This window comes from Pseudoalteromonas sp. 2CM39R, from assembly GCF_023161845.1.
Genome location: NZ_JALNTM010000005.1, coordinates 1 through 13,763, shown reverse-complemented (window position 1 = coordinate 13,763; position 13,763 = coordinate 1). Strand labels below are relative to the sequence as shown.

At 43.1% G+C, this 13,763-nt stretch carries 8 protein-coding genes and 1 other RNA gene; 1 reads left to right on the top strand and 8 read right to left on the bottom strand.

The genetic code is table 11. The features are described 5' to 3' along the window. Positions 1–524: 524 nt before the first annotated feature. From nagP to MTF66_RS12650, 5 genes are all read right to left on the bottom strand, one after another. Positions 525–1,829 carry an N-acetylglucosamine MFS transporter NagP gene (nagP, locus tag MTF66_RS12670; RefSeq protein WP_248527334.1) on the bottom strand — a complete coding sequence of 435 codons (1,305 nt, stop codon included), beginning with the start codon at positions 1,827–1,829 and terminating at the stop codon, positions 525–527. A 208-nt stretch (positions 1,830–2,037) separates the two neighbouring features. Beyond that, entirely contained in the window at positions 2,038–3,204 is a 1,167-nt protein-coding gene (locus MTF66_RS12665) for an FAD-dependent monooxygenase (protein WP_058585639.1), read from the bottom strand. Continuing rightward, complete coding sequence (gene ubiH, locus MTF66_RS12660; RefSeq protein WP_248527333.1) at positions 3,201–4,382, bottom strand: 2-octaprenyl-6-methoxyphenyl hydroxylase; 1,182 nt, start codon at positions 4,380–4,382, stop codon at positions 3,201–3,203. The genes MTF66_RS12665 and ubiH overlap by 4 nt, the downstream gene beginning before the upstream one ends. An 8-nt stretch (positions 4,383–4,390) precedes the next feature. Further along, the gene (pepP, locus tag MTF66_RS12655; RefSeq protein WP_248527332.1) at positions 4,391–5,716 is read right to left on the bottom strand and encodes a Xaa-Pro aminopeptidase; all 1,326 of its coding nucleotides are present in this window, start codon (positions 5,714–5,716) and stop codon (positions 4,391–4,393) included. A 20-nt stretch (positions 5,717–5,736) separates the two neighbouring features. Then, positions 5,737–6,300 (bottom strand): UPF0149 family protein, encoded by a 564-nt coding sequence (locus MTF66_RS12650; RefSeq protein WP_054551315.1) that lies wholly within the window; start codon positions 6,298–6,300, stop codon positions 5,737–5,739. Positions 6,301–6,494: 194 nt separating this feature from the next. Here MTF66_RS12650 and ssrS point away from each other — a divergent pair. After that, a non-coding RNA gene (ssrS, locus tag MTF66_RS12645) (6S RNA) lies at positions 6,495–6,678 on the top strand. Positions 6,679–7,336: 658 nt separating this feature from the next. Here ssrS and MTF66_RS12640 read toward each other — a convergent pair. The 3 genes from MTF66_RS12640 to MTF66_RS12630 are packed head-to-tail and all read right to left on the bottom strand — an operon-like array spanning position 7,337 to position 13,064. Next, positions 7,337–10,417, bottom strand: coding sequence for an efflux RND transporter permease subunit (locus MTF66_RS12640; RefSeq protein ID WP_248527331.1), 3,081 nt, complete (start codon positions 10,415–10,417; stop codon positions 7,337–7,339). After that, positions 10,417–11,655: an efflux RND transporter periplasmic adaptor subunit gene (locus MTF66_RS12635; protein WP_248527330.1), complete on the bottom strand. Its 1,239-nt coding sequence runs from the start codon at positions 11,653–11,655 to the stop codon at positions 10,417–10,419. The genes MTF66_RS12640 and MTF66_RS12635 overlap by 1 nt, the downstream gene beginning before the upstream one ends. 2 nt (positions 11,656–11,657) lie before the next feature. Beyond that, positions 11,658–13,064, bottom strand: a complete 1,407-nt coding sequence (locus MTF66_RS12630) for an efflux transporter outer membrane subunit (RefSeq protein WP_248527329.1) — start codon at positions 13,062–13,064, stop codon at positions 11,658–11,660. Positions 13,065–13,763 lie beyond the last annotated feature (699 nt).

Below are 13,763 nucleotides of genomic sequence, written 5' to 3'. Positions count from 1 at the left end.
GGTGCTAGGTGCTAGGTGCTAGGTGCTAGGTGCTAGGTGCTAGGTGCTAGGTGCTAGGTGCTAGGTGCTAGGTGCTAACAGCATAGTGTTTTTTTGGGTTGGAATACCTCCCCCTTTGACTTTTTTCGGCGTTAAAACGCCTCCTACACCTCGTATCTCGTCCCTCGTAACTCGTACCTTTCCCCTTTACTCTTTCTAACTCGCTAACTTATTTTTATCTGACTTCTAACCACTGATATCTAATATCTCAATTTTTTCGGCGTTAAAACGCCTCCTACAACTCGCATCTCGGCCCTCGAAACTCGTACCTTTACTCTTTCTAACTCGCTAACTTTTTCAATCTGACTTCTAACCACTGATATCTAATATCTCAATTTTTTCGGCGTTAAAACGCCTCCTACACCTCGTATCTCGTCCCTCGAAACTCGTACCTTTCCCCTTGCTAACTCGCTAACTTTTACCCACAAAAAAGCCGCGGTGATGGGCGTACCGCGGCTTTGCCTAACTTGAAATAATCTACTGGATTACTTCCAGCTTCTCATCTTATGGCCTTTTAGGGCGTAGAATAAAATGAATACATAACTTGGGATCATAACAATGTAAGCGCCTTGTGCGCCAAGGCCTGCTACGTTTCCTAAACCGATTAATAATGGGCCTAGTGCACCACCAGCAATACCCATGATCAATAACCCTGATGCGGTGCCTGTTAAGCGACCTAAGCCAGCTAAAGCTAGTGGCCAGATTGCAGGCCAAACCATGGCATTAGCAAAGCCTAATAACGCAATGCATAACAATGGGTCTGGTAATTGTGGGCCACCAAATGGCACTAATAATAGGTTTGAAATAATGAACGAGTCATTACTACCAAGTACCACTAACATCACGGTGATAATACCAGCAATACCCGACATTAATAACGCTGTTTGTTGGCTCATAAAGCGTGGAATAGTCAAAATACCAATCGCGTAACCAATCAACATACACGCCATGGTGTAAGAGGTCATAACTGAGTAATCAGCAACGCCAATTTGTAAAGCGTACGAGCCAATGGTATCTGCCGCAATAACTTCAACAGCAACGTATAAAGCAATACCCACTACACCTAAAACTAAGTGAGGGTGTGCAAGGGTTTCTTTAATTTCACCTTTGCCGTTTGATGTTTCGTCTTCATCAAACACTAAATCAGGTAATGGTGCAAATTTCGCAAAGGCGGCAAATATCATGATTAACGCAGCAATCAATACATAAGGCATGATAAGGCTATTTGCCATAATGTCTTTTTGCTCTTGCGATAATTTACCTGCGCCATCAACAACACCGCTTACTACTACAGCAGCAAAAATCACAGGCACGATAACACCCGCAAATTTGTTTAATAAGCCCATGATACACACGCGCACAGCGGCTGATTTTTCAGAGCCCATTTTCACCACGTATGGGTTAACGGCGGTTTGTAGTACGGTTTGTCCAACACCAATCATTAACTGTGCGAATAAGAAAATTTCGATCATTTGCAGTTTTGCAGCCGGAATATACATCAGCGCCGATAAAGCCATAATCGCACAGCCAATCGCCATACCATTCTTATAACCAACGCGCTTGATCAGCATAGCCGATGGGATGCCGGCAACTGTTACTGCAATATAAAAAGAAGAGATGATAAACGAAGCTTGTAACGGCGAAAGCTCAAGCATTTGCTGCAAAAATGGTGTAATTGCACCATTAAGCCACGTTATACACCCTAAGATAAAAAACATTGAGCCGGCCAATACCATTGGCAGCCAGATGCTTTGTTTTGTGTTGTTGTCACACTCAACCGTTGCTTCCATAATTGTTCTCTTAGTTTGATTATTTTTATTTGGTTGGAATCTAGTATACAACTCAACAGAGCTGTTTAATTTCCATACCAATCACAAAAATTTAATCATACACTAACAAAAATGACAGCGCTATCATTTTGCGTTCATATAAGTGCAAAAAAGCCGCAGCTAATTGCTTAGCTGCGGCTTAAACTAAATAGTAACAACTAGTTAGGTGTTATTTACCAATTGCTTCTTTTGCGAACAAATGTTTAATTGGGCCAAGGTTGTCTACAAGGCTTAAACCAACACCACGTACAAGCTTTTTCAGTGGATTAGCGCCCGCAAATAGCTCTTTTAAGCCTTGCATCATGGCAATGTGCTTTTGCGCATCAAGCTTGCGAGTACGTTCATAATCACGCAGCGTGCGTGCACTTGCAAACTCGCCTTGCTCATTACTTAATAGCTCAATTAAATAAGCGGCGTCTTTTAGACCAAGGTTCATACCTAAACCAGCTAATGGATGAATGGTGTGCGCTGCATCGCCCATTAATACAACCTTGCCCGATACCCACTGCTGGGCATAACGCATCTTAAGTGGAAACGCCATGCGCTCACTTTGCACTTCGCATAAACCACATTGGCCATCAAGGGCTGCCATAACCGCTTTATTAAAGTTGTTATCATCAAGCGCTAAAAGTGTGTCGCAATGCTCTGGGCTTGTTGACCAAACAATTGAGTGCGTATGTTTATCTGGCAAGGGTAAAAACGCCAGCGGCCCGGTTGGCAAAAAAACTTGGCGTGCTGTGTTGTTATGCTCATCAGCGGTTTTAACTGTGGCAACAATGGCGTGGTGGTCATAATCTTTAAAAGTAATTGGCATGTTGAACTGCTTACGAATAGCTGAGTTAGCCCCATCAGCCGCCACTAATAACTTAGCAATTACAGGCTCGCCGCTTTCAAGAGTAATAAACACATCAGAATCAGTTTGATGAATTTGCTGATAGCGGGTTTCAAACAGTAAAGTAGCATTACTTTGCTTTTCAAGTTCGCTAATTAAAGCGTAGCGAATAATGTCGTTTTCGACGATATGGCCGAGCTGCGGTAAGTCGAGGTCGTTATGATCAAAATGAATCTTACCAAAGCTGTCTTGATCACGTACATCCATCGAGGTATACGCTGTAGCACGTTGTTTAATGATCTCTGGCCATACATTTAAAGACTCAAATAAGCCCTGACTAGCTAAGCTTAATGCGCTAACGCGAAGTGCGTAATCATCACCTGGTAAGGTTTGATTTTTACTCGCATCAATCACCACAACGCTAATATCTGCTTTTGCTAAACCAAGTGCTAGCGTAAGGCCAACACAGCCACCACCGACAATACAAACTTGTGCTTGTTTCATATCCGTTTACCTTGCTTAACCTGACCCATAAGCTGTTTTGCCAGCGGGGTTTTTAACGAGGAGAATAAATCCATTGAGAAAAGGCCAATGCTGCGACCAAGCGCGAGCAATCGTGATGAGTTAGAGAACAAACGCACTAAGCTGTCTGTAAGTGTCATCACGGTAGTAATATCTTTACTGCGAGTTTGGCTGTAATAACGGGTAAAGGCGTAATCACCAAGGTCGTCTCTATTTGCCATATCACACAGTAGTTGCACATCACGCAGGCCTAAATTAAAGCCCTGCCCTGCGATTGGGTGAATAGCATGCCCTGCATTACCAATTAATACCGTACGGTGGCTGCTCAGTGATTCTGCTTTACCATACACAAGCGGATAACTTGCACGCATACCCACTTTACTAAATGAACCGCCGCAGTAACCAAATGCTTTTTGCAACTCAGCTAAAAAGGCATCGTCTTCAAGTGCCATAGTGTGCTCAATTTGCTCAGGCTCCATACACCACACCAGTGAGTATCGGTTATTACTCATTGGTAACAGTGCCATTGGGCCGTGCTCAGTAAAACGCTCAAAGGCATGATGATGATGACCACCAGCCACTTCGATGTTAGCAATAATCGCCGCTTGCTGATAAGCGCGAGTATTAAACTCTATATTAGCTAGTTTACGGCTTTGCGAATGAGCACCATCGGCAATCACCACAAGCTTCGCGCTTAACTGCTCGCCCGAGCTTAGCGTGATATTGGCAAAATCGCTTTGGTATTCAAGCTTGGCAACCGTATCAGGGCAAAACAAACTAACATCAGTACGCGTAAGTTGCTGATGAAGGCTGCGCCCAAATGGGTTCACTTCGACCACATAACCAAGGGCATCATGGCCATATTCTTGGCAATCAATATGTGTTTTACCAAAATGACCACGGTCAGACACAGTTACTTTTTTAATCGCTGCCGCAAATGGCGCTTGGCAATCAAACGCATTGATTGATTTTAAGTACTGAACAGACTGTTGAGCCAGCGCAATGCTTCTATCATCAAAGCTAGGGTGATAGTCTGCGCTTACTTCATTTGCTTCAATTACAGCGATTGATAACTGCTTATTGCTCTGTTTTAGGCCTAGTGCACAACTTGCACCCGCCATTCCACCGCCGATAATGACAACATCAAACTGCTTTGCCACGCTTGCTCCTAGCCTTTGTTTGCTTGCATCACTGCTTCAATGTCACTAACGGTTTTAGGAACCGAAATAGTCAGGTTTTCATGGCCATCTTGAGTGACAAGTAAGTTATCTTCAATACGAATACCGATGCCTTTATATTGCTCTGGTGCTTTTGCATCTTCGCTAATATATAAACCCGGCTCGATGGTGAGCACCATGCCCGGCTCAAATACGCGCTCTTTTTCATCAAGCTTATATTCGCCAACATCGTGTACATCTAACCCTAGCCAGTGACCAAGGCCATGCATGTAAAATGCTTTGCACGCTTGGTTTGCCATTAGCTCATCAAGCTCACCGGTTAAAATGCCTAAATCAATAAGCCCTTGCGTTAGTACCGTTGAGGCCAGTTCATTCGCTTTCGATAAACTACCGCCCGGCTTTACTTGGCTGAAAGCGGCTTCTTGAGCTGCTAATACAATGTTGTAAAGCGCCGCTTGTGGTTCGCTAAACTTGCCATTGATTGGGAAAGTTCGTGTGATATCTGCCGCATAACCTTCAAGTTCACAGCCAGAATCAATTAACACTAAATCTCCATCTTGTAGCTCAGCGTCATTTTGTGTGTAGTGCAAAATGTTGGCGTTGTCACCACTGCCGACTATCGTGCCATAAGCAGGATGACGGGCACCATTCATTGCATAATGGTGGTGAAGCTCTGCTTCTAATTGGTATTCAGTTGCGCCAGGTTTGGCAAACTGCATAGCGCGAATATGGCCTTGCGCACTAATTTCGCAAGCTGTACGCATAATGTTTAATTCTGCGTCAGATTTAAACAAACGCATTTCATGCACTAAACCACGAATATCTTTAATGGTATGTGGGGCTTTATAGCCTTTTTTAGGTGCGCCGCGAAGTGTGTTTAATAAGTCCCAAACCTTTGCATCGAAATTTGCGTAAGTGCCTTGTGCATAAAATAAAATCTGCTGGCCGTTCACCAAATCTAATAATTGTTCATCTAGTTCACTAAGTGGGCAAGTTGCGTCGAATAAGTACTCAGATTTAGCTTTTTCGAAACCAATTCTTCGGCCATGCCAAATTTCAGCTAGTTTGTCTTTGTTACGGCAAATAAGCGTACTTGGTGTATCGCTCGACGGGCAAAGCACTAAAACTGCATCTGGTTCGTTAAACCCAGTTAGGTAGAAAAAGTCACTGTCTTGGCGAAATGCATATTCAGTATCACGGCTACGTGTTACTTCTCCTGCCGCAGGTATAATAGCCACGCTATTTTTATCCATCATCGCAAGCAAGCGCTCGCGGCGGGCTTTAAATTCAGCTTTATCGATAGCAATAGACGACATGCTAAACCTCTGTAATTTGATTAGTGAAGGGTCTTCTTAGGGTTTTTATCAGCTGGTTCTTTACCTAGCTCAGCAAAACATAACAGCGCAGAAACACGCACATACTCAATCACTTCGTGCAGTGCTTGGCTGTCTTCTTCGGTCTCTTCAAACATGGTGTCTAGGCGGGTAATTTCACTAAAATCGCTGATCACTTCTTTCACATCAGCAGATAACTTGCCGTAATCTTTTTGTTTTAAACCAAAACCAAGCATAAAACCCGATACCCAAGATACTAAGCCATTGGCTAAATCGATCAGTGTTTCGTCGTCACTTGGTAAGAATAGGTCAAACTGAAATTCTTCATCGCTAAAGCTGGCAACAACCTGAGAATACACATCAGCAAAAAATGCTTTTAAATCTTTATTGAAGGCTAAGCCATCATTGAATACATCGCTTAATAAACCTAAGTATTCGTCGGCTTCGATATTGATGCCACAGGCTAATAAACCACTGATCACACCATGGGCTTCTGCTGGTGCGACAAAAATTTCATTCTTTTCTAATAACAATTGGGCTTGTTGGTAATCAGGTAACGTGCTCATAACTTTTTCTTTGTTCGGCTAAGTAACGCCATGCTACCACTCGATAAATCGCAACTCCAATTAATTGTATGATTGAGGTCAAAAAGCAATCTGAAAAGTAAATAAGCAGTTAAAGGTGGGGAAAAACTACCCGAACGATCCGCTTTTTTTACTTCTATGGTTTAAGGATTGAAACTTGTCTTATATACTGAAGGTGTTCCCTAGGGTGCAGGAGCTTGGTTAAGTCCCTGAGCCGATAAATTTTATGTTAGGGTTTCTGTTCGTCTACTATTGTGCAAGCTCGGCATGTACCGAGAAGCCTACGGTAAACCGCAGATCCCCGCCCTGAAACCTCAAGGTTTCAGGACTGACACCGGGCACCGCATACTTGGGGAACACCATTTCTATCTAGTTTCAAGTTTCAAGTTTCAAGTTTCAATAACTTCCCTTAGTTTTTCTCTTATACAAGAACTTATTACTCTTATTCGCGTTCGCGCGAAATAAACTTCACGCCTACGGCACCGGGTTTAGCCATAGCAATGTGCGGGCACAATCTAACTTTACTCTTTCCCCTTTCTAACTCGCTAACTTATTTTTATCTGACTTCTGACGACTAATATCTAATATTTCCTATGTGTTGGGTTTCGCTTCGCTCTACCCAACCTACGGGCTAAAGCCCGACCTACGACTTACCCGTTATTTAAGAAATATCGCGCGAAATAAATTTCACGCCTACGGCACCGGGTTTAGCCATAGCTATGTGCGGGCACAATCTAACTTTACTCTTTCCCCTTGCTAACTCGCTAACTTATTTGTTTTATCTAACTTCTAACCACTGATATCTAATATCTCCATTTTTTTCGACGTTAAAACGCCTCCTACAACTCGTATCTCGTCCCTCGAAACTCGCACCTTTCCCCTCGCTAACTTTATTCTTTTAAAACAAAAAACGCGGGATAAACCCGCCGCCACATCGTTACCTGTAGCAGCGGGTTTACCCCGCGTCCTAGCTCCTAGCGCCTAGTCCCAACCAAGCGCTAACTGTTAACTTCTAGCCTTACTTAAACCACCCTTGAAAGCGCTCCATCAATAGATAGTTAACTGGCACTAATAGTAAGGTGATAAGTGTTGCGAAGATAATCCCAAAGCCAAGGCTTACTGCCATTGGAATAAGGAATTGTGCTTGCGTTGCTTTTTCAAATAACAGCGGCATTAAACCAATAAAAGTGGTTAAACTGGTTAGCATTACTGGGCGAAAACGTGCCGCCCCTGCAAGCTTAACGGTTTCAAGTAAATCGCCGCCCTCTTCACGCTTCTTATTGATAAAATCAACCAGTACCAGAGAGTCATTCACTACAACACCTATCAAGGCTAACATGCCAAGCAGGCTCATAATGGTTAACTCCATGCCCATTACCCAGTGACCCATTACCGCACCTATCATGCCAAACGGAATAACACTCATCACAATTAATGGCTGTAAATATGATTTAAACGGTATCGCTAATAACGCATAAATAATAAAGAATACAAACACGAGGCCCCAAGCCAGTGAACCAAATGATTCTCGCTGCTCTTTGGCTTCACCTTCGAGAGAGTAATCAACACCTGGGTATTGCACCATTAGCTCATCTAAGTAGGTTTTTAAGTCTGCTTGCAGTACCGTCATATTGGTATTTGATTTTTCAACATCAGCTGTGACATTCAATGTTCGATAGCGGTCAATACGGTAAATTGAGGATGGGCTTTGCCCCGGCACTAAAGTAGCCACATGCGACAATGGCACAGTACCACCAGCAGGTGTTTTAATAAGTATATCTTTTAAGTCTGCAACCGAGCGACGCTCTTCAATCGGTAAGCGTACCATTACGCGTACATCGTCGCGCCCGCGTTGAATGCGCTGTACCTGCGCACCAAAGAACGAGTTACGCACTTGCTGCGATACATCAACACGGTTTAATCCAAGCGCTAAACCTTGCTCTGTCAGCTCAATTTGCAACTCTTCTTTACCATCTGACATGCTATCGGCTATTTCGTACACAGTTGGATACGTCGATAAACGCACTTTAACTTTTTCAGCAACTGCTTCGAGGGTGTCGATTGAGCTACCGCTTAGCTGTACATCAATCGGGCTAGATGTTCGGCCAAACTCAGCACGGAAAGTGACACTCTCTGCTCCCGGTATAATACCGATAAGATCACGCCATTCGCTGGCAAGTTCTCGTGAGCCTATATCTGATTCACGCTTTTCTGCCGGCATGATCTCAAATCTAACACTACCGGTATTTGACGAACCACCACGGCCACCTGTGGTTGCCAAAATATTTAAAATCACACTTTGACCTTCTTCATCGCGGTATTTATCTTGTAACTCTTTTGCCTTGTCTGACATTTTAATGACGTATTTATTGGTCACTTCAAACGGTGTTCCGGCAGGGAAAGTTACGGATGCACGTACAGTTTCACTTGGAATACGCGGGAAAAAGGTAAATTTAGTCCAACCACTTGTGATCAAGGTAACAATAATTACAAAAATCCCAACAAATAAGCTAACCGTAGCCATTTTATTCTTTAGCGCAACATTTAGTAACGGCTGGTAATACTTCATAATTGCGTGTTCAAAGCCATCAGCAAAGCGCTGTTGAAGGCGCTCTAACTTCGATGGTTCGCCCTTCTCATGGCGTAACTTTATATATTTTAAGTGTGCAGGTAATACAAACTTAGACTCAATCAAAGAGAATAGTAAAACAGGAATAACTACTACTGGAATTTGTGCAAATATAGCGCCTCGAGCACCTTCAATAAAAGCGAGAGGTAAAAATGCCGCAACAGTCGTGAGAACACCAAATGTTACCGGAGTTGCCACCTCTTGCGTTCCACGAATAGCGGCTTGCTCACCACTCTCTGCAGTTTTTAGGTGGGTGTAGACGTTTTCACCGGTCACAATGGCATCGTCAACAACAATACCTAGCACCAAAATAAAACCAAATAAGCTGATTACATTAAGTGTGATACCAAATATTGGCATCATTAAAAACGCGCCCATGAACGACACAGGGATCCCAATAAATACCCAAAATGCTATGGCAGGACGCAAGAATAAGGTGAGTAGCGCAAGGACTAAAATCCCGCCCTGAATTGCGTTACTAGTAAGCGTTGCTATTCGGCTTTTTACAACTTCTGAGTCATCATCCCAATAACTTAACTCAAACCCTTCCGGTAGTTGGCTTTGATGCTCAGTAATATAGTTTTTTACCGCATCAGCAACTTCAATCGCACTTTGCGGGCCAATACGATACACATCAATAAACGCCGCTTGTTTACCATTAAATCGAGTACGCACTGGGGTTTCTTCAAAATCATCGCTAATACGGGCTATGTCACCTAAACGAATAATAGTGCCATCAGCTTGGTTTTTTACCACTATGTTAGCAAATTCGTCTTTGCGATAAGCTTGACCTTTTGAACGAATGAGTACATCTCCCCCTTCGGTTTTTAAGTTACCAGCTGAAACATCTGTACTTGAATTGCTAATTGCTGAAGAAATGTCCGATAAGCGTAAATCGTATTGGCGTAAAGTATCTTGACTTACTTCAATGGCAATTTCGTAATCACGCACTCCGCTTAACTCAACTTGAGTTACACTTGGCAAACGTAGAAGCTCATCGCGTACAGTCTCGGCGTATTCAAGCGTTTCTTTTTCACCATAGATACTTGAAACAGTCACGGCGATTACTTCGCGCTTCCACTCAGCAAGCGAAACAATCGGTTTTTCAGCATCGACCGGAAAGGTGTTAATTGCATCAACCCGACTTTTAATATCAGCTAACAGCTCTCTTGGATCATACCCAGTCTCAACTTCAATACTTACCGAAGAAGAGCCTTCAGATGAGCGACTAGTAATACGCTTTACACCTTCGAGATCTTGAACTGCTTCTTCTATACGAATCGATACGCCTTTTTCTACATCTTCTGGCGTAGAGCCGCGCAATGATACACTGACACTAATTCTGTCAGCTTCAAATGAAGGAAACACCTCAAGTGGTATTTGCGTCGAAACGCTAAATAACCCTGCTAATAAAATGCTGATCAGCAATAAGTTTGCTGCAACATGATTCTTTGTAAACCAAGCAATCATTATTGCGCTCCTTGCTCTTTAGGCGGCTCTTGATTGTTTGGGCGCTTAGCTTTTGCTCTGGTCGCTTGATACTCTTCGCTACCCATAACGGTAACTTGAGTACCAGAACTCACTTGGCCAAGCGGTGTAATCACCAAGTTATCGCCTGCAGTCAAACCATCAGCGACAACGGCTTGGTTAGCGTTTTGCCAAGCAAGTGAGATATTTTTACGACGCAATACACCTTGCTCTTCAACATAAACGTACGTGCCTTGGTAAATTGCGCTGTTTGGGATAACAATGGCATTCTCTATCGCCTTACCGGTAATTTGCGCTTTGATGTACTGACCAATTTTAATTGGGTATTGATTCGCAGAAGTGGCTTTGTAAGGGTCATTAATTTGTGCAACCACGTAAAGCTGCTGCGCACTTTCATCTATGGCCCCTTCGGTACGTATAACTTGACCTTGCCAATACTGTTTGCCAACGAGATCTGAGCTAAATTTAACGAGTGAACCGGCGCTATTTTTAGCGCCATCACGAAATTGCTCTGGTAAGTTAATGAACGGCAAATCTTTATTTTTGATTGGTAAGCGAATTTCAACACGGTCAATCGCATAAATGGTGGCAAGTTCCATGTTATTACTCACCACTTGGCCTAAATCTACGCTGCGGCTTAAAACTCGCCCCGCGTATGGTGCAGTGATTTTTGTACGCTCTAAATCAAGTTTTGCTTTTTCAAGCGTCGCTTGAGCAGACAATACACTTGCCTCGGCTGCTGCAAGTTGTGGTTTACGAAGAACAAGACTACTTGCTTGTTCACCCTTGCCTAAGCGCTCCCAATCAGTAATTGCTTGACGACCACGAGCTTGCTCTTCAAGTAAGCTTTGCTCAGCGGTTAATAACGTCGCTTGTGCTGATTTTACTTCGGCGCGGTGATCTCTATCATCTAGTTGCAACAACACATCGCCTTTTTCGAAAAACCCACCTTCACGAAATTGCTCACTAATTTCGATAATTTGCCCTGAAGCCTGTGCAACTAGCATACTTTGCGTACGTGGCTTTACGGTGCCAAAACTATCAATCATTACTTGATAAGTTTCTGGTGTTAGAGTTTTAACAGCCACATTTACTTTTGCTTTTGGCGGCGAAGAAAAGCGGTTTGCTTGAGGCGGGTTGCCTTTAATAAACATGACAAGCAGTACCGTCACAACGATCACTACCAATGGAATTAAAATTTTACGTGTCTTGCTATTCATGATTATTGCTCTGCTACTTCGCTGTTTGCTTCACTAAAATCACCACCAAGGGCAATATGTAAGTTGATTCTGTTGATAATTAACTGGTTTTTAATTTCGATTACCGAGCTTTGCGCATTGAACGAACGGTCTTGTGCATCGAGTACCGTAGTGTATGTAACCAAGCCACTTTGATATTGTTCAAACGCTAATGCCTCTGCGGTAATAGCATTTTCTTGCGCTTCTAAGGTTTTTTCATAACGTACTTTAAGCGCTTGCTCTTGGCTGATGGCTGTTTCAACATCGTTAAAGGCATCATAAAGTGTGGCAAGATACGCCTGTTCTTGGCGCTTAACGTTTAACCTTGCTTGTTCTTCATTGGCTTTTAAGCGACCCCCTTCAAAAATTGGCATCGAAATACTACCAATCAGCGACCACGCTAAGCTTGAAGGCGAAAATAAGTCGCTCACTCTATCTGTGCTATCACTAATTGATGTAGAAAGATTTAAGCTCGGAAAACGCTGTTTATGCGCATAAGCAAGCCCAGCATCGGTGCTAAGTAATTGATACCAGCTTGCCATTAACTCAGGTTTGCGAGTGATAAGCTCTGAAGGTAAACCAAGTGGAATAGCACTATCGAGTAATGGTAAATCTGCGCTAACGCTTAACGCGCCAGTTGGGTATTGGCCTGTTAAGCGCTCTAAATCGCGAATCGATTTAGTTAACGTTGCTTGCTGCGCCGCAATGTTCGAGCGCTCGGTATTTAGCTCATTACGAGCAAGATAAACATCAAGTGCTTCATTTAAACCTTGGCGATAACCTGACTCAATAATATCTAAATTTTTCTCAGCGTTTTGCTCACGCTGCTTATATAGCTCAAGTAACTTGTGGTTCGTAATAACATCAAACCAACCCGCTACTACATCAGCAACTAATTGTTGTTTGCTTTGCGAAAATGTGGCTTTTTCAGCTAGGTATTCAAGATTTGCTTGTCGTTCTGAGGCCGACAATTTGCCCCATAAATCAACTTCGTAGCTTAATTCTAATGATGCTGAGCTGGCGTTATTATAACTAACAGGGCGGTTATCTTTACTACGGCTCGCACGTGTTGATAAATCAAGGCTTGGCCATAAATCAGCCCCAGCAGCAATAAGCTGCTGTTCTTTAATCGCGACATCATAGCCAGCTTGTAAAATCGCTTGATTATGGGCTAATGCTTGCTCAACTAAAGTAAAAACTTGAGGGTCGTGTAATTGCTGCAACCAGTTGTCTTCAACAGCAAGCACCTTGTCGCCAGAAGGAAGTTGCTGCCATGTACTTGGTACATTCTCAAGCTCAGCAACTCGTTCATTGTGAGTCGGCTGGCTCGCACATGCACTTAGCAAAATTACACTTAAAGCCAATAAACTCGGCTTATATTGCCAATTCATTCTAAAAACCTGAAAAACATCTATTTATGAGTGTAATTCAAGCACCACGTTAAGTTTTGCTCAACTGACTTTACATAACATTACACAGCCTGACATTTGGGGACGATGAACGGTAGGAAAATGGAGGTAAGTTGCGAGTTGCGAGTTGCGAGTTGCGAGTTGCGAGTTGCGAGTTGCGAGTTTTAAAATTGTAGCAGCGATTTTATATCGCGTAGTAAATGAAATATGTAGTCGTTCTGCTTACATGACACGTTTTAAATAGATCATCGCGCGAAATAAATTTCACGCCTACGGATAAGCATATCAATTTAACTATGCGTAGGCACAATCTAATCTAACTTCTAACCACTGATATCTAATAACTCTTTTTTCGGCGTTAAAACGCCTCCTACAACTCGCATCTCGGCCCTCGAAACTCCTACCTTTACTCTTTCTAACTCGCTAACTTTTTCATCTGATAGCTGACGGCTTCAAACGTTGGGTTTCGCTTCGCTCTACCCAACCTACGAGCTGATAGCTCTTATCTTCATCGCGCGAAATAAATTTCACGCCTACGGGATGTAAAGTAGTGATTTGGAGGGGACAGAAACAAAAAAGCCTCGCGAATGCGAGGCTTTGAATCAATGGTGCCCAGAGGCGGAATCGAACCACCGACACGAGGATTTTCAATCCTCTGCTCTACCGACTGAGCTATCTGGG